This window comes from Bacillus sp. FSL W7-1085 (genome assembly GCF_038595035.1).
Classification (GTDB): domain Bacteria; phylum Bacillota; class Bacilli; order Bacillales; family Bacillaceae; genus Bacillus; species Bacillus altitudinis.
The window spans coordinates 1811269-1828630 of sequence record NZ_CP152000.1 but is presented as its reverse complement, the minus strand read 5'-3'; the positions used below and the strand labels follow the sequence as shown (position 1 = coordinate 1828630).

The following is a 17362-nucleotide window of genomic DNA, read 5'->3' as shown; positions in this document are numbered from 1 at the left end:
CCTTGATGTAAAAAGGAGTGTCGTCTATGTCTAAAATTACATTTATCGGTGCAGGAAGTACCGTGTTTGCTAAAAATATATTAGGAGATTGTCTGTTCGTTCCCGCACTTGCCGGCTTTGAATTTGCGTTATATGATATCGACCACAACCGGCTGAAAGAATCAGAAACGATGCTGCGTCACTTAAAAGAGAACTACGGTGCACATGTGACTATTCAGTCGTATCACAACCGGAAAGAAGCCTTAAAGAATGCGAAATATGTCATCAATGCCATCCAGGTGGGAGGCTATCAGCCAAGCACTGTCATTGATTTTGAGATTCCAAAAAAATATGGATTAAGACAAACGATTGCGGATACGGTTGGCATCGGCGGTATTTTCCGTTCACTTCGAACCATTCCCGTGATGCTGGACTTCGCAAAGGATATGGAAGAGGTATGTCCACACGCCTTATTATTAAATTACACGAATCCAATGGCCACACTGACTGGCGCTATGCTGCGTTATACTCGGGTTCAAACGGTTGGTCTTTGCCATAGCGTACAGGTGTGTACGAAAGATTTATTTCAATCACTTGAAATGGACCATGAAGGCATTGAAGAAAAAATTGCCGGCATTAACCACATGGCATGGTTATTAGAAGTGAAACGGGACGGTCAAGACTTGTATCCAGAAATCAAAGCAAGAGCAAAAGAAAAACAAAAAACACGACATCCAGATATGGTTCGTTTTGAACTAATGGATAAATTCGGCTACTATGTCACCGAATCCTCAGAGCACAATGCAGAATATCATCCGTATTTTATCAAATCTCGTTATCCAGAACTGATTGGACAGTTTAACATTCCGCTCGATGAATATCCAAGACGCTGCGAGGAACAAATCAACAATTGGAATACGATGAAACATGACCTTGTGGGAAACACACAAATCACGCATACGCGCTCTAAAGAATATGGTTCACGTATCATTGAAGCGATTGAAACGAACGTTCCCTTTAAATTTGGTGGAAATGTACTGAACACAGGAGGACTCATTCACAATCTTCCGGAAAAAGCCTGTGTCGAAGTGCCGTGTGTCGCAGACCGGAGCGGTATCATGCCATGTTATATCGGAGAGATACCTGAACAATTGGCTGGACTCAACCGGACCAATATCAGCTCACAGCTCATGACGATTGAAGCTGCAATCAGCGGCAAAAAAGAACACATTTACCAAGCGGCATTATTAGACCCGCATACAAGTGCTGAATTATCAATTGATGACACCATCAAACTATGTAATGAATTAATTGAAGCACACGGGGAGATGCTCCCGGATTATACAGAGCCGAGTCAATACGCAATTTCTTCTAAATAACTAACATAAACAGTCTTAGCCTGATGCACTTGGCATCAGGCTTTTTTAAATCAACAAACTGATCATTGACTGAAAGCGTTTTTAATATTATGATTTTTCTAAAGTTAACCAACAGTTAACCAAAAATACATCATCAATTAGTTAACATGATCATGCCACATGACATACAGACAAAACGACCTAAAAGGGGGACAGATCTTCGGCTAGAAGGTATAGACTTCACATGTTTTATCAGAACGTAAAGCAAAACTGTGGTTTCATTTGACAAAGAGTGTATACAGATGAAGGCCCCTTAGATGAGACAATGACGATAAATCAACACACGATTGCATCACAATCCAAACAAAGAGGAGAGAGGGAACATGACCAAAACAGATGTACAAACGTTGAAAAATTATATTGGCGGACAATGGGTGGACGCCGAAACGAATCAAACGGAAGCTGTTTATAATCCAGCTACTGGCGAAGTCATCGCAGAAGTACCGCTTTCAACAAAAACGGATGTAGAACATGCAGTCCAAGCAGCACAGGAAGCGTTCACCACTTGGTCTAAAACAGCTGTTCCCCGGCGGGCACGTATTTTATTTAAATACCAACAGTTACTCGTTGAGAAATGGGATGAGTTGGCTGAACTCGTCACGCTGGAAAACGGAAAAAGTGTAACAGAAGCAAAAGGAGAGGTGCAGCGAGGAATTGAATGTGTGGAATTTGCCGCTGGTGCACCAACCTTAATGATGGGGAAACAACTGCCTGATATTGCGACTGGTCTAGAGTCTGGCATGTACCGCTACCCAATTGGCGTCATCGGCGGCATTACCCCGTTTAACTTTCCGATGATGGTCCCATGCTGGATGTTCCCGCTTGCCATCGCTTGCGGAAATACATTTGTTTTAAAGCCTTCAGAACGAACGCCAATCCTTGCTGCACGGTTAGCAGAACTATTTGAAGAAGCGGGACTTCCAAAAGGTGTGCTCAACATTGTCAATGGCGCTCACGATGTAGTAAACGGTCTGCTTGAACATGAAAAGGTAAGAGCCATTTCGTTTGTCGGCTCTCAGCCAGTCGCAGAATACGTCTATAAAAAAGGGACAGCACATGGTAAACGTGTACAAGCACTTGCCGGTGCAAAAAATCACTCCATCGTCTTGAAAGATGCTGATTTAGAATCGGCAACAAAACAGATCATTGGCGCTGCTTTTGGATCAGCAGGTGAACGCTGCATGGCAGCAGCCGTTGTCGCAGTGGAAGAAGACGTGGCGGACGACTTGATTCAACAATTGGTCGATGAATCCAACCAGCTTGTCATCGGAAACGGAATAAATGAAGATGTCTTTCTCGGACCAGTCATTCGGAAAGAGCATAAAGAACGAACTCTTCAATATATCCTATCAGGAATTGAAGAAGGCGCAAGCCTGATTCGTGATGGCAGACAAGATAACGAAACAAATGGAGAAGGGTATTTTGTCGGACCAACGATCTTTGATCATGTCACAAATCAAATGAAAATCTGGCAGGACGAGATTTTTGCCCCAGTCTTATCCATTGTCCGTGTCTCATCACTCGCAGAAGCAATCGACCTGTCCAATCAATCAAAATTCGCAAACGGTGCCTGCCTATACACAGACAGCGCTTCAAGCATAAGAGAATTTCGTGAAAACATCGAAGCCGGCATGTTAGGCATTAACATTGGTGTTCCTGCTCCAATGGCTTTCTTCCCATTTTCCGGCTGGAAAGATTCCTTCTACGGAGACTTGCACGCCAATGGAACAGACGGAGTAGAGTTTTACACGAGAAAGAAAATGGTGACCGCTCGGTATATGTAGCCTACATTTATTGAACATTGAGGAAGAATGCAGCTCCATCATGGAGACTGCATTTTTTTGTTGTCTTCTAGTTAAAAAGTAAGGGTTTTCATCGCACTCTTTACAGGGTTTCACAGGGAGAAATCATTCTTTGTATTCATTCTTCATCACGAAACATCAACATAATTTGAAATTGGGCCTAAACCCCAATATCAGGAAGATGAAAACAGGAGGAAATGACACGATGAGGACGAGGATGAAGTGCAGCGTTTGTTTATTGATTTTCACTTTGGTACTGAGTTGTTTGCCGGTATATGAAGCGAATGCGGCAAGCACTCCTATTGCCAAGCAAGTAGGAAATGCAAACCCGCTCATTGACCATCACTTAGGAGCAGATCCGTTTGCGCTTACCTATAACGGAAGAGTGTACCTTTATATGTCGAGTGATGACTATGAATATCAAAGCAACGGAACGATTAAGGACAATTCATTTGCAAATCTGAATAGAGTATTCGTCATCTCTTCGGCGGATATGGTCAACTGGACCGATCACGGAGCGATTCCAGTAGCGGGGGCAAATGGGGCAAACGGCGGCAGAGGCATTGCCAAATGGGCAGGCGCATCATGGGCCCCATCAGCAGCGGTAAAGAAGATCAACGGAAAGGATAAATTTTTCCTTTATTTCGCTAACAGCGGCGGAGGGATAGGTGTCCTTACAGCAGACAGCCCGATCGGCCCATGGACTGATCCGATTGGAAAACCACTCGTTACGCCAAGTACACCTGGCATGTCCGGAGTTGTATGGCTTTTTGATCCGGCCGTATTTGTAGATGATGACGGCACTGGCTATCTATATGCCGGCGGAGGCGTTCCAGGCGGTTCCAATCCAACGCAGGGACAATGGGCAAATCCTAAAACAGCAAGAGTCTTGCAGCTAGGTGCTGATATGACAAGTGTGGCCAGTAGCGCATCCACCATTGATGCTCCTTTTATGTTTGAAGACTCAGGGATGCATAAGTATAACGGAACCTACTACTATTCCTATTGCATCAATTTTGGTGGCTCACATCCTGCTGATAAACCACCTGGTGAAATCGGCTATATGACGAGCTCAAGTCCGATGGGACCCTTCACGTATAAAGGACACTTTCTGAAAAATCCGGGTGCTTTTTTTGGTGGCGGCGGTAACAACCATCATGCGGTGTTCAATTTTAAAAATGAGTGGTATGTGGTGTATCATACGCAAACCGTTAGCTCTGCATTATACGGAAGCGGCAAAGGCTATCGCTCTCCACATATTAACAAGCTGGTTCATAATGCAGATGGCTCCCTTCGAGAAGTAGCAGCCAATTATGAAGGAGTGAAACAGCTATCTAATCTGAATCCATATCAACGTGTTGAAGCTGAAACATTCGCTTGGAATGGACGCATTTTGACAGAAGCCTCGTCAGCACCCGGAGGACCAGTGAATAACCAGCATGTCACCAATATTCAAAATGGCGATTGGGTCGCTTTAGGGAATGTAGACTTTGGTTCAAATGGCGCTAGAACATTTAAAGCCAATGTCGCATCGACAGTAGGCGGGAAAATAGAAGTACGCCTTGGCAGCGCGAACGGCAGACTGGTCGGTACACTGAATGTCCCTTCCACCGGTGGAACACAAAACTGGCGGGAAATAGAAACATCGATTAACGGCGCATCCGGAGTGCACAACGTATTTTTTGTCTTTACCGGAACAGGCGGGGGAAATCTATTCCAATTTGATTCTTGGCAGTTTACTCAAAGGTAGCGAATAAAGGTGCTTAAATGTTTGATAGAGGAGTGGGGAATTTGATGTCAAGTATAAAAAAACCAATGCTTGCTTTATTGGTGTGTTTCACCATGCTGTCTGTCATGTTCATAGGGCCCGGAGTAGCTGAAGTATCAGCAGCTGACGCAAACATTAACCTCAACGCAGAAAGACAAGTGATTCGTGGTTTTGGCGGAATGAACCATCCAGCTTGGATTGGTGATTTGACAGCACCACAAAGGGAAACCGCCTTTGGCAATGGACAAAATCAGTTAGGGTTTTCCATTCTTAGAATTTATGTAGACGAAAACAGAAACAATTGGAGCAGAGAAGTCGCGACGGCCAAACGAGCGATCGAGCATGGTGCTCTAGTCATTGCTTCCCCTTGGAATCCTCCAAGCAGTATGGTTGAAACATTCAACCGGAATGGATCACCTGCCAAGCGGCTTAAATACAATCAATACGCAGCATATGCTCAGCATCTGAATGATTTTGTCACTTACATGAAAAACAACGGAGTCAATCTTTATGCGATTTCTGTTCAAAACGAGCCCGATTATGCACACGAATGGACATGGTGGACACCTCAGGAAATCCTGCGATTCATGAGAGAAAATGCCGGCTCCATTAATGCACGTGTGATTGCACCAGAATCGTTTCAATACCTTAAAAATATCTCAGATCCTATCTTAAACGATCCGCAGGCGCTTGGAAATATGGACATTCTCGGCGCACATCTATACGGAACCCAAATTAGCCAGCTTCCGTACCCTCTTTTCAAACAAAAAGGGGCAGGGAAAGAGCTATGGATGACAGAGGTCTACTATCCGAATAGTGATAACAATTCAGCGGACCGCTGGCCTGAGGCATTAGGGGTATCAGAGCATATTCACCATTCAATGGTGGAAGGGGACTTTCAGGCGTATGTGTGGTGGTACATCCGGAGATCATACGGTCCTATGAAAGAAGATGGAATGATTAGCAAACGTGGATACAACATGGCGCATTTCTCCAAGTTTGTGCGTCCAGGGTACGTCAGGATTGATGCAACGAAAAGCCCTGAACCGAATGTTTTCGTCTCAGCCTACAAAGGAAACAATCAGGTCGTCATTGTCGCGATTAATAAAAACAATGCAGGGGTCAATCAACACTTCGTCGTGCAAAATGGCTCTGTTTCTCAGGCGTCTAGATGGGTGACGAGCGGCAGCAGCAACCTTCAGCCTGGAACTGACTTAAACATATCAGGAAATCAATTTTGGGCTCATCTCCCTGCTCAAAGTGTGACAACATTTGTGGTCAAACGCTAGAGAAACACGAAAAGCCAATTTTCTCATTAAAAAAGAAAATTGGCTTTTTTCTGTGTAAATAGAAAGTTGATTTTTCACGACGTCAACACTTTGGGTATAATAATAACAATGACTTCAGGAGAGTGATCATCATGCCAAAGGTTCAAAGCAAAGTATTGATTATAGATGACGAAAAAGAAATTTTAGAATTAATCCATACCGTATTAACAAGAGAAGGCATTGACCAGGTGTTAACAGCTTCAACTGCCCGTGATGGGCTCACGCAATTTCATCAAGAACAACCAGATCTCGTCATACTGGATATTATGCTGCCAGACGGAGAAGGCTACGATATTTGCAAACAAATCAGAGATGTCTCACATGTTCCGATTATCTTTTTATCAGCAAAAGGAGAGGAATCAGACAAAATTGTAGGACTTGCCATTGGCGGTGATGATTATATTACAAAGCCGTTCAGTCCAAAAGAAGTCGCCTACCGTGTAAAAGCCCAGCTAAGACGGTCATCCTACTTACAGCCTTCTCAAGCGGAGCCCGTGATCAAAAAAGGCCCATTTGAGTTAAACGAGCAGCAAGCCGAACTGACGAAAAACGGAGCGGCGATTGAGCTCACTCCGAAAGAACTTATGTTGATGACTTATTTCTTGCAGCATCCGAATCGCGTGATCAGTAAAGAAACGCTTTATCAAGCGGTTTGGGGAGAGGATTTCTTCGGTTCTGATAATACAGTGATGGTACATATACGAAGACTTCGGGAAAAAATAGAACATTCCCCATCTACACCAGAATTTCTCGTGACGGTCAAAGGGCTTGGCTATAAATTTGTTGTAAAGGATGCGTAAAGATGAAATGGCGATTAACAGGCAGATACATGGTCTCTGTCATTATCGTGACCATTATCACGGTCTTTATTAACTTATTTGGATTCATGATATGGCTTGTACTACAAGCAAGCAGTCAGCAAAACGAAGGAAATACGCCGGAAACCTTCACAAGAACATTTGAACAATACATCACCTTGTCTGATCAAAATATCACTGTGAGTAAAGAAGGACAGCAAGCCTTAAAACAACAAAATGCGTGGATTCAAATATTAGACGAAAATGGACAAGACGTCTATCATGCACTAGCACCTAAAGGCATAAAGAGCAAATACACACCTATAGAAATTGTAAACTTACATAAATATAAAGATAAGCAATTGATGTCGACGATCTATGCTGGCGGTAAAAATGGAAAGGGTAAGGAATACAGCTACTTCATCGGATTTAAGGACCCTTCCATCGGAAAATATTTATTTTCTTTTGATACGAAAGAATTAATATCGCAATTCAATATCGGGACGATGATTTTATTATCGATTGATGCCATCATTGCCTTATTCATTGGATACTTATTCAGCCGGCAACTCATCAAACCGCTCGGCCGTGCCATTTACGGCATTCAGCGGCTCGCAAACGGAGATTATACGACGAATCTGCCAACTAAGGGAATATATAAAGATGTGTTCTATAATGTCAATCACTTATCCGAGCAGCTCGCTTCAAGCCAAAAAGAAAAAGACAAATTAGAGCAAATGCGGGAAGAGTGGATCAGTCATATTTCTCATGATATTAAAACACCATTATCCTCTATTCAAGGCTATGCAGAAATCATGAAAGATCCAAATTATCCTCTTTCAGAACAAGATATCAGACATTACGCTGACATCATTGAGAATAAATCACTGTACATCAAAGATGTGATGGAGGATCTCAATTTAACAACAAGGCTGAAAAATAACGACGTGATGCTGCATAAAGAGCTGGTGAACATTGTGCCATTGCTGCGTGAAACGTTAATTGATATCCTCAACGATTCGAGATATGCAGATCAGACCATTGAGCTGCAAACGAATGTAGACAAGCTTATGCTGAATATTGATACGATCCTCATACGAAGAGCGGTCACCAATCTTATTTTAAATGCCCTTGTTCACAATGATGCTGATGTGAAAATCATTGTACAGCTTGAACAAAAAGAACATACCCACATCACCATTCAAGACAACGGCAAAGGAATTGAAGAGGCAGAGCTAGAAAAAGTGTTTGACCGCTACTATAGAGGGACGAATACAGGAGGGACACATGCAGGCTCAGGTCTTGGAATGGCGATTGCAAAAGATATCATCCAAAAACACGGGGGAGATATTACAATACAAAGTATGTTAGGAGAAGGAACAACGATTGATATCCAATTACCCGCTTAAACGGACATACAAAAAAACGGTTCTGCTCAATCACAGAACCGTTTTTTCTAACTCTTATTCCGAAAACACTTTAATGCCTTTCACAATGTTCCAAATGAAAAAGTAGATCGCCACAAGGAATGTCACAGCATACGTTGCAATTAAGAACGGACCAGCATGACTGATATCGTTCATGCCAAGTAAACCTGAACCGGCAATCCCAAGGCCGAAAATCAAATAAGGAATAATATGTGTCCATAGTGATTTTTTCGCATGGTATTTCACTTCGTCTTTTCCTAAGAAATAAACGATAATCGGAAATAGAAATGGTGCAAAAAAGATACTGAAGTAACATAATGAAGACAAAATTTTATTTTCTCTCAAAGCTTTTCACCTCTATGATTGATTTAGAAGAGGGGACCATTTGACTCATCCCTCAATTCCTTACAAACTCATTGTACAACCTCAACCTTAACTCGTATTAATCCGAACCTTACAGCAACCTTAAATTTGTTAAACTGTAGAATGATCAATGCAAGATAAAATCATTATAGGTATTTCAATCTATTTTTTCTGAAAAAATAGTTGACTTTGGTCATTCCCTCTGTATAAAATAAAGTCGTAACCGATGCAGGAGTGTTACTGATATGATCAGGCACCACCAAGTCAGGTAAACAGATTGTACATTTGTACGTTGTTTGCTGAGATTTTGGTGTTTTTTTATGCTTTTTTTAGCATTTTAGGTAAGGTGGGATGAGGATGTTCACCGTCGTTAAAGTTTTAAATAATAATATTGTATTAGCTCTAACAGAGGCTCAAAATGAAGTCGTTGTGTTTGGAACAGGAATAGGTTTTAAAAAGAAGAAAGGTGATACCCTTGATGAGAGCGCTGTCAGTAAGACATTTTATTCTGATCAGACGTCTCCATTAGAATCTCAACTTGCCGCTATCCCAACTGATATCCTTTTATTAACTGAAAAAATCATTCGCGTAGGCGAAGAGATGTTGAATAAGAAGTTAGGTTCCAGCGTGCTCTTTTCGCTATCCGATCATCTCACTTTCGCTATTCAAAGGCACGAAGAAAAAATGGCGTATGAAAACCCCATTGTGTGGGAAATTCCACATCTCTATTTTCAAGAATATCAAGTCGGGAAAAAAGCACTGACAATTATTCAAAAGATGATGGGCATTTCTTTTGAAGATACTGAAGCTTCACTCATTGCCCTGCATTTTGTAAACGCTCAAATAGATGGTCAGTCTATGGGAGACACCATTAAGATGACTCACCTTACGAAAGAAATCGTCAAAATTATTCAAAATATTTTCGAGATGATATTGGATAAATCATCCATTAATTATTCGAGGTTTATTACCCACTTGAGATATTTTATTGTCAGGCAGGAAACCAATCAACCACCGCAGCAGATGGATGACTCGTTAAAAGAATTAATACAGGATCGTTATATGAAGAGTTATGCCTGCGGATTGATCATCAAAGAAATGTTAAAACGAGAATTCAATTGGAATGTGACAGAAGACGAACTTGTTTTTTTAGTCATCCATATTGAGAGAATCACAAAGGAACACCAAAAAAATAAATGATTTCTTTTAGGCGTGTTATGAAAAAGCATTAACCTAAACAAATCTCCATGAGAAAGAATGATCTTTTCTATGGTGGATTTTGTTTAGGTTTTTTTTGTGAAAATGAAGGGGTGAAGGCATGAAAAACAAAGAATTGGCTGGAAAAATTGTGAAATTAATTGGTGGAACCGAAAATATATCTCAAAGTTGGCATTGTATCACACGGCTAAGATTTAATCTCAACGATGAAAGACAGGTAAAAGTAGATGAGCTGAAAACATTAGATGGTGTTTTAGGTGCTCAATTCCAAAGTGGACAGTTCCAAGTCATTATTGGAGCAAAGGTAGCAGAGGTTTATGAGGAAATCGATCATCTGGCAGGTCATAGCAGCAATGATTCGGCTCCTGTTAAAAACACGTCAAAGATGAATCCAATTGAAGTCGTATTCGATGTGATCAGCGGGATTTTCACACCTATTTTGCCAGCGATTGTTGGTAGTGGATTGATCAAAGGGATCATGGCACTGTTCGTTAGCTTAGGCTGGCTGGCGGAGACAAGCTCTACCTATCAAGTACTTCAGATTTTTTCAAATGCTGTCTTTTACTTTTTACCTTTCCTCATTGCTTATTCGGCAGCGAAGAAATTTAAAACGCGAGAATCTCTCGCACTCGCATTAGCAGGAATTTTACTATATCCAACGATGCTCGAAGGTGCAGCAAAAGGAGCAGACCCGTTAAGTTTTTTAGGATTAAGTATTCCACTAAATAATTACACATCTTCTGTATTACCTATTATTTTAGGTGTGCTATTACTAAGTTTTGTCGATAAGTGGATAACAAAAGTGATCCCAAAATCCTTAAGTATCGTATTTACACCGGTACTGAGCCTGATGATCACAGCTCCTCTTACACTGGCTTTTATCGCTCCTATTGGGAACGTTTCTGGGCAATATTTAGAAATCTTTTTCACTTCTTTGTTCAATTTCGCTGGTCCGATTGCCGGTTTATTAATGGGAGGCTTGATGCCACTCATTGTGTTAACTGGAATGCATTACGCATTCTTCCCAAGCACGTTAGCCAGCTTTGAAAAAGTGGGTTACGATATCATGCTGCTTCCGATGAATTTCATTGCGAATATGGCACAAGCAGGCGCTGTGTTAGGTGTCATCATCCGCACCAAGCGGGTAGAAACAAGGTCATTAGCGCTTTCAACATTGCTTCCTAGTTTCTTCGGGATCACAGAACCAGCCATTTATGGAGTCACACTTAGACTAAAAAAACCTTTTTATGCTTCATTAATTGGCGGCGCAGTCGGTGGATGTTTTTACGGTTTATTTTCAGTTAAAACGACAGCCTTTTCGATCCCAGGCATTACTTCACTGCCAACTTACATTATGAAAGAGACAAATAATTTTCAGCTGGCTCTGATTGGAATCGCCCTTAGCTTCATCGTGTCACTTCTCATCACCATTCTCCTTGGATTTCAGGAGTCTGTCACGGCCGCTAACGAGCAAACAGCAGAAAAGCCAAATCACACTGAGAGTACAGAGAATCAACAAATATCTAAGCAAAAAACCCCTTATGAAGTTCAAGCACCTATGAGTGGAAAGATCATTCCTTTATCTGAAGTGAATGATTCCGTGTTCTCAAGTGAAATGATGGGGAAGGGAGTCGCAATTTTGCCTGATAAGGGGGTGGTACAAGCACCGTTCTCAGGAAAAGTAGTGACTGTTACACCTACTAAACATGCCATCGGACTCGTTTCAGATGATGGGATTGAATTATTGATCCACGTGGGGATTGATACCGTCAGCCTAAATGGCCAATTCTTTGATGTACTCGTAAAAGAGGGCGATGAGATGAAGACGGGGGATCATTTATTATCGTTTGATATAGAAGGAATTCAATCAAACCATTTAGATGTAGTGACACCTATTATCGTCACAAATTCAACGCAATACCTTGATGTGATTCATACAGGTGACGCTCATGTCACCGCAGGTCAAAATAAGCTCTTAATGCTTATTCACTAATATAAAGAGAAGGGATGATTGAAATGAAGAATGTAAAAAAAGGATTTTCAGATGATTTTTTATGGGGTGGCGCAACTGCTGCCAATCAAATAGAAGGCGCATACTTAGAAGGTGGCAAGGGCCTGTCGACATCAGACTTTGCTGCATATAAAGATCCTTATGAAAAAGGAAAAGTGAACAACTTTACTTTCGATGTGAGTTCAGCTGAATTAACAAGATACAAGGAACAACCCGATGAATTTGATTTCCCGAAAAGACGCGGAATCGATTTTTACCATCGATATGAAGAGGATATTGCACTATTTGCAGAGATGGGCTTTAAAGTGTTTCGCTTGTCTATTTCATGGGCAAGAATCTTTCCAACTGGTTTAGAAGACAAGCCGAACGAAGAAGGATTGGCTTTTTACGATAACGTATTTGATGAGTGTGCGAAATATGGAATTGAACCGCTAGTCACGATGTCTCATTACGAAATGCCGATTACTTTAACAGAGAAATATAATGGCTGGATGAGTAGAGAGCTTGTCCCGTTGTTTGAAAAATATGCCCGTGCCATTTTAGAAAGATATAAAAATAAAGTGAAGTATTGGATTACATTCAATGAAATGAATATGAACCTCAACAGCCTTTACACCGGTGCTGGAATTTTAGAGGACCTAGTAGACCATAAATTACAGGCTGCGTATCAAGCATCACATCACCAATTTATCGCCAGCGCTCTCACAGTGAAGGCTGCAAAAGAAATCATTCCACATGCACAAATTGGCTGTATGATTAACCAAATAGAAGCCTATGCAAAAACAACGAAACCAGAGGACCAGCTGCAAGCGGTAAAATCGAACCAATTGAATATGTTCTATCCGGATGTTCAAGCTAGAGGTGAATATCCAACATACATGGTGAAATATTTTGCTGATAACGACATAAAGCTGGATATCGAAGAGCAGGATGAGCAAATTTTGAAAGAGGGCATTGTTGATTTTGTGGCGATCAGCTACTATATGTCGCACGTAGCAGAAGCGCGAGAAGATGCAGCTGAGCTAGCGGGTACTTTTGATAGTCCAATCAAAAATGAGCATTTAGAGTTATCACAATGGGATTGGCCAATTGATCCAATGGGTCTGCGCATTTCATTAATTAAACTATATGACAGATACCAAAAACCTTTATTTGTTTGTGAAAATGGACTTGGCGCAAGAGATACATTGACACCAGACAGAGAAATTCACGACGATTATCGAATTGATTATTTAAAACAACATATTGAACAGATGAAAGAAGCAGTCAAAGAAGGTGTCGACTTAATGGGGTATACACCATGGGGTTGTATTGACTTAATTAGCTGCGGAACATCTCAAATGAGTAAGCGCTATGGTTTGATCTATGTAGATCAAGACGACAGAGGGAATGGTTCATTAAATCGTTACAAAAAAGATTCCTTCTACTGGTACAAAAAAGTGATTGAAACAAATGGGGAAGATTTATCATAATCCAGATGGAATAATGATGACACCATTGCATCCGCCTTAATTGGCCGGGTGCGATGGTGTTTTATTTGTTTACCGAAAAGTAACCTTAATGATGTCATAGCAAGCACTAGAGATCTCTTTGCTACAATCATTTGATAATAAAAGTTAGCCGAAAAATGTTTCACCTTGACCTTGAAGTGTAGTTCAACCTTTATAATGTACATATAGTAAAACAAAATAATAAAAAAGGAGTAACGATGGAGTTGATGACTAGAGGAGAACTTGCCAAAAAAACAGGAGTGAGTCCTGCCGCAATTCGTTACTATGAAGAGCACAACATATTACCTGCTCCAAGACGACGTTCAAACGGTTACAGATTCTATACAGACGACTATGTTGTGAAAATTCAATTGATCAAAGATGCGAAAACGCTCGGTTATTCATTAAAGGAAATAGCTGAAATTATGGACATGCTAAGTCAAGACATAGACCTTGATACCCTAAGACAAATTGTCCATCTTAAACATGAAGAAATTGAAAAGAAAATTAAAAGCCTTCGTCTCATTCAAGACCTTTTATCTAACTTATTAAAAACCCCTGAAAAAAAAGTACAAGTCTACCTGGAATCATTTCGTGTTCCGAAGCAGGATGATCAATAAACCTATTGAGTGAAGGAGAGAAAAAAATGAGTGTAGAAATGTATCATGGTGAACGTTCTAAAGAAAGTATTCAATTTGAAACATTATTCGCTTCGCAAAGTAATAAAGAGAGTTTTTCTAGTATCGAACAGACAAAAAAATTTCTTGAGCAAAAAGGAATTGAAAATACGCAGCCTTATGCCATTGGGGATGATGTGAAGTTAATCAATGAGGTACAAGAGCAGACATTCGAAGGCATCCAAGTTTTCACATTGAATGAACAAGCATCACAAAATCAAAAAGTCATTCTCTATCTACATGGTGGCGCATGGACAAATCAGCCTTTGAATGTCCATTGGTGGTTCATGGATAAAATGGCGCAATCACTAGGTGCGAAAGTAGTCGCTCCTATTTACCCAAAAGTACCTCATTATAGCAATCAGGATACGTATCCGAAAATGCTTAACCTATATAAAGACCTTCTGAAAACTGCCGGAAGTGCCAATCAATTGACGATCATGGGAGATTCAGCTGGAGGAAACATCTCACTTGGTCTTGCGCACCTTTTAAAGAAAGAGGATCTGCCGCAGCCGAAGGATATCGTGTTACTATCTGCGTGTGTGGATATGAGCATGAGCAACCCTCTCATATTTGAATATGCAAAAAAGGATCCGATTCTAGGTCATGAAGGAATGGAAGTCATCACAAAAATGTGGGCAGCTGATCAAAGTCTCACAGACCCATTGATTAGTCCCATTTACGGTGACTTTAAAGGGCTCGGGAAGATCACTCATTTTATCGGAACACATGATATGTTATATCCAGATGCTATAAAGCTCGATGAAAAACTATCAGAACAAGGAATGGACATCAAAACCTTTGTTTATCCTGAAATGCTACATGTGTTTGTTGTCATGCCAATTCCAGAAGCGGCAGATGCTCTGAAGAAAATCATTCAAGTGATCAATCGTTAGGGATTCAGTTCACACCTAGAAAGGATACATGTTCTGATGTAAATAGGGGAAAAGGCTGCTTATTTGAAAGCAGCCTTTTTCAATTGAATATGAAATACATTCAAAATGGCAATTCACTACAGATTAAACGATCTTTTGGCTGGTTTGTAAAGGAGAGTGAAGTTCAGTTCATCACCTCATGTTTGGTATAATACATACGAGCAGTGAGGCGAAAGGGGAACGCAATGAAAACGTTTGATCTATCACAAGAAGATATCGAATTAATAGACGAAGCAAAAAAGAAAATTATCAGTCTTTATGAAGATGACAAGCATCATGTAGGGGCAGCGATCCGCATGAAAACAGGAGAAATCATATCAGCTGTCCATATAGAAGCCTATATCGGACGGGTAACTGTTTGTGCAGAAGCCATTGCGATTGGTAGCGCTTTATCGAATGGATACAAAGATTTTGATACAATTGTTGCAGTGAGACACCCTTATTCAGATGAAGAAGATAGAAGAATTAGGGTAGTCAGCCCTTGCGGCATCTGCCGAGAGCTCATTTCAGACTTTGGACCAACGTGTTTTGTCATTCTTGATATGGATGGGAAGCTGGTCAAGGTGAAAATCGAAGAACTCATTCCGCTCAAATATACTCGAAGCTGATGCACCACATAAAGATAAAATAGGAAAAGGGATGTAGCAAACGTTACATGTGATCCTTGCTACATCCAAGATGACTGAAAAAGCGTTCAACAAAAGCGGCCCCATGTATGTTCTCCATATATTTCGTGTTAAAAATATACTGTTCCATTTGTTCAAGCTTCCGCAGACTCCGCACTAGTATTTTCCGATCATGGTCAGACAGAGTAGGATCATCATCTATCTTCTCTAAGGTCTTTTTCACTCGTGCAGATACATGTTCAACATATAAATGGTTTTTGGATGCTGGCGGAATACATGCCGCTAGGTCACAGCCTATAAAACGAACACCATCAAGGGTGCAGTTTTCAAAATTGGCGATCAGCTTTTGTTTGCCATTTCCCTCAAACGTTATATCTATTAGCTTACCAGCAAAGGTACAATTGACGATGTTCGCTGCCTGTAAAACACGGTCATTGAATCTACAATTAGAGAAAGTACAATCAATAAACGTAGCATTCTCCAATGTCATTCCCCTCATATCGCAAGAAGAAAATTCGCAATTGGTGAAGACAGCTTCGTTTTTGCCAATGCCCACAGAGCGCAAGTCTGAACGACTAAAAGTACAATGATCAATCGTACTACCGGCAAAAAATCTCGCATTCGTCAGATCACACGTATCAAATACAAGATGATCCAAGTGACAGCTCCAAAAAATAGGAGAACGAACATTTGAGTTGATGATCGTCGTTCTGCTGATTGTTTCGTTTTCATACCTGGCAACATCAGAAAATGTTTCGTTATCTACTGATATACCAGACTCAAGTCTTCTCATCGCTATCACCCCATCATTTCTTCAGAATTTTTCACAATCATGATGTCCATTCAGCCAGTTCATTTTCTCTTAGCGCTTGTCTTTGACTCAAGATTATATCACAAAACGATATGCGTTTAATGGACCTTTTGTGATATGAGGAATGTCAGAATTCATATCACAGATTTTCGCATTGATATCTATTATGCCAAAGCTAGTGATTCGTTTAGCGTGCATATCGTGATATGTTTCAGCAGTCTCTTTTGTTTTGAATAAATAGATTCCCTATCGGGGTCAGCTTGTATACATTCTTTGACTGAACACTAAGGTAAATCACAAAAACCTAAACACATCTCCACTGTTCATGACGGTGGATTTTGTTTAGGTTTTTTAGCGATTGAATCGTTTTCGAAGAACTAGGCATGAGATAGCGAATACTACGAAAGCGCCCGCTGATCCAGCAGCAAACACCAGCTCAAATTGTTCTGGTTTCGGTTTGAATAACAAAGGGACTGAAAGAATGAGCGCAGCACCACTAAAGCTTAATCCTAATATCAACATGGCCAATAATTTATTCATAGAAACACCTCTTACACTTAGAGTGAGAACAATGGAGACCTACTGATCTAAGTATCATTGTTATGATTCGACAACCTTTAACCGTCCTAAATGGAGTGTATCATATGATGGTAGGCGATTGGTTTCTTTTCATGAAAACACAATCGTACAACAAACAATTTTAAACGAACAC

16 protein-coding genes are annotated in these 17362 nt (G+C 40.8%); 12 read left to right on the top strand and 4 right to left on the bottom strand.

The window, feature by feature from the left end; translation table 11 throughout:
• Positions 1-26: 26 nt before the first annotated feature.
• The 6 genes from MKY11_RS09320 to MKY11_RS09295 all read left to right on the top strand — a co-directional run bounded on the left by MKY11_RS09320 (position 27) and on the right by MKY11_RS09295 (position 8501).
• Positions 27-1358 carry an alpha-glucosidase/alpha-galactosidase gene (locus MKY11_RS09320; RefSeq protein WP_342502080.1) on the top strand — a complete coding sequence of 444 codons (1332 nt, stop codon included), beginning with the start codon at positions 27-29 and terminating at the stop codon, positions 1356-1358.
• 362 nt (positions 1359-1720) lie between these two features.
• Positions 1721-3181 (top strand): CoA-acylating methylmalonate-semialdehyde dehydrogenase, encoded by a 1461-nt coding sequence (locus MKY11_RS09315; RefSeq protein ID WP_342502079.1) that lies wholly within the window; start codon positions 1721-1723, stop codon positions 3179-3181.
• Between the two features lie 223 nt (positions 3182-3404).
• Complete coding sequence (locus MKY11_RS09310; protein ID WP_342502078.1) at positions 3405-4949, top strand: glycoside hydrolase family 43 protein; 1545 nt, start codon at positions 3405-3407, stop codon at positions 4947-4949.
• Positions 4950-4990: 41 nt separating this feature from the next.
• Positions 4991-6256 (top strand): glucuronoxylanase, encoded by a 1266-nt coding sequence (locus tag MKY11_RS09305; RefSeq protein WP_342502077.1) that lies wholly within the window; start codon positions 4991-4993, stop codon positions 6254-6256.
• 131 nt (positions 6257-6387) lie between these two features.
• Positions 6388-7095: a response regulator transcription factor gene (locus MKY11_RS09300; protein WP_096881480.1), complete on the top strand. Its 708-nt coding sequence runs from the start codon at positions 6388-6390 to the stop codon at positions 7093-7095.
• Between the two features lie 2 nt (positions 7096-7097).
• A complete protein-coding gene (locus MKY11_RS09295) occupies positions 7098-8501 on the top strand; it encodes a HAMP domain-containing sensor histidine kinase (RefSeq protein WP_342502076.1) in 1404 nt (467 codons plus the stop codon).
• Between the two features lie 54 nt (positions 8502-8555).
• Here the strand turns inward: MKY11_RS09295 and MKY11_RS09290 are convergent, their stop codons facing one another.
• Positions 8556-8864 (bottom strand): DUF4870 domain-containing protein, encoded by a 309-nt coding sequence (locus MKY11_RS09290; RefSeq protein ID WP_007499277.1) that lies wholly within the window; start codon positions 8862-8864, stop codon positions 8556-8558.
• A gap of 375 nt (positions 8865-9239) precedes the next feature.
• On the opposite strand from MKY11_RS09290, the gene MKY11_RS09285 reads away from it, so the two are divergent.
• From MKY11_RS09285 to MKY11_RS09260, 6 genes are all read left to right on the top strand, one after another.
• The gene (locus MKY11_RS09285) at positions 9240-10082 is read left to right on the top strand and encodes a PRD domain-containing protein (protein WP_144680422.1); all 843 of its coding nucleotides are present in this window, start codon (positions 9240-9242) and stop codon (positions 10080-10082) included.
• A 118-nt stretch (positions 10083-10200) separates the two neighbouring features.
• Positions 10201-12093 carry a beta-glucoside-specific PTS transporter subunit IIABC gene (locus MKY11_RS09280; protein ID WP_342502075.1) on the top strand — a complete coding sequence of 631 codons (1893 nt, stop codon included), beginning with the start codon at positions 10201-10203 and terminating at the stop codon, positions 12091-12093.
• A gap of 23 nt (positions 12094-12116) precedes the next feature.
• A complete protein-coding gene (locus tag MKY11_RS09275) occupies positions 12117-13583 on the top strand; it encodes a glycoside hydrolase family 1 protein (protein WP_335352839.1) in 1467 nt (488 codons plus the stop codon).
• Between the two features lie 236 nt (positions 13584-13819).
• Positions 13820-14221: a MerR family transcriptional regulator gene (locus tag MKY11_RS09270; RefSeq protein ID WP_017367349.1), complete on the top strand. Its 402-nt coding sequence runs from the start codon at positions 13820-13822 to the stop codon at positions 14219-14221.
• Between the two features lie 26 nt (positions 14222-14247).
• Positions 14248-15174: an alpha/beta hydrolase gene (locus tag MKY11_RS09265; RefSeq protein WP_342502074.1), complete on the top strand. Its 927-nt coding sequence runs from the start codon at positions 14248-14250 to the stop codon at positions 15172-15174.
• Positions 15175-15398: 224 nt separating this feature from the next.
• On the top strand, positions 15399-15821 hold the full coding sequence (locus MKY11_RS09260) for a cytidine deaminase (protein ID WP_039167783.1): 423 nt from the start codon (positions 15399-15401) through the stop codon (positions 15819-15821).
• Between the two features lie 43 nt (positions 15822-15864).
• Here MKY11_RS09260 and MKY11_RS09255 read toward each other — a convergent pair whose 3' ends face one another.
• The 3 genes from MKY11_RS09255 to MKY11_RS09245 all read right to left on the bottom strand — a co-directional run bounded on the left by MKY11_RS09255 (position 15865) and on the right by MKY11_RS09245 (position 17190).
• Entirely contained in the window at positions 15865-16632 is a 768-nt protein-coding gene (locus MKY11_RS09255) for a pentapeptide repeat-containing protein (protein ID WP_342502073.1), read from the bottom strand.
• Positions 16633-16725: 93 nt separating this feature from the next.
• Positions 16726-16893, bottom strand: coding sequence for a YdhR family protein (locus MKY11_RS09250; RefSeq protein ID WP_217967984.1), 168 nt, complete (start codon positions 16891-16893; stop codon positions 16726-16728).
• 108 nt (positions 16894-17001) lie between these two features.
• Positions 17002-17190 carry a hypothetical protein gene (locus tag MKY11_RS09245; protein ID WP_342502072.1) on the bottom strand — a complete coding sequence of 63 codons (189 nt, stop codon included), beginning with the start codon at positions 17188-17190 and terminating at the stop codon, positions 17002-17004.
• Between the last annotated feature and the right edge of the window lie 172 nt (positions 17191-17362).

Coding starts and splice junctions, on each gene's coding strand:
- MKY11_RS09320 (WP_342502080.1), top strand. CDS start 27: ATGTCTAAAATTACATTTATCGGTGCAGGAAGTACCGTGTTTGCTAAA.
- MKY11_RS09315 (WP_342502079.1), top strand. CDS start 1,721: ATGACCAAAACAGATGTACAAACGTTGAAAAATTATATTGGCGGACAA.
- MKY11_RS09310 (WP_342502078.1), top strand. CDS start 3,405: ATGAGGACGAGGATGAAGTGCAGCGTTTGTTTATTGATTTTCACTTTG.
- MKY11_RS09300 (WP_096881480.1), top strand. CDS start 6,388: ATGCCAAAGGTTCAAAGCAAAGTATTGATTATAGATGACGAAAAAGAA.
- MKY11_RS09295 (WP_342502076.1), top strand. CDS start 7,098: ATGAAATGGCGATTAACAGGCAGATACATGGTCTCTGTCATTATCGTG.
- MKY11_RS09285 (WP_144680422.1), top strand. CDS start 9,240: ATGTTCACCGTCGTTAAAGTTTTAAATAATAATATTGTATTAGCTCTA.
- MKY11_RS09280 (WP_342502075.1), top strand. CDS start 10,201: ATGAAAAACAAAGAATTGGCTGGAAAAATTGTGAAATTAATTGGTGGA.
- MKY11_RS09275 (WP_335352839.1), top strand. CDS start 12,117: ATGAAGAATGTAAAAAAAGGATTTTCAGATGATTTTTTATGGGGTGGC.
- MKY11_RS09270 (WP_017367349.1), top strand. CDS start 13,820: ATGGAGTTGATGACTAGAGGAGAACTTGCCAAAAAAACAGGAGTGAGT.
- MKY11_RS09265 (WP_342502074.1), top strand. CDS start 14,248: ATGAGTGTAGAAATGTATCATGGTGAACGTTCTAAAGAAAGTATTCAA.
- MKY11_RS09260 (WP_039167783.1), top strand. CDS start 15,399: ATGAAAACGTTTGATCTATCACAAGAAGATATCGAATTAATAGACGAA.
- MKY11_RS09255 (WP_342502073.1), bottom strand. CDS start 16,632: ATGAGAAGACTTGAGTCTGGTATATCAGTAGATAACGAAACATTTTCT.
- MKY11_RS09245 (WP_342502072.1), bottom strand. CDS start 17,190: ATGAATAAATTATTGGCCATGTTGATATTAGGATTAAGCTTTAGTGGT.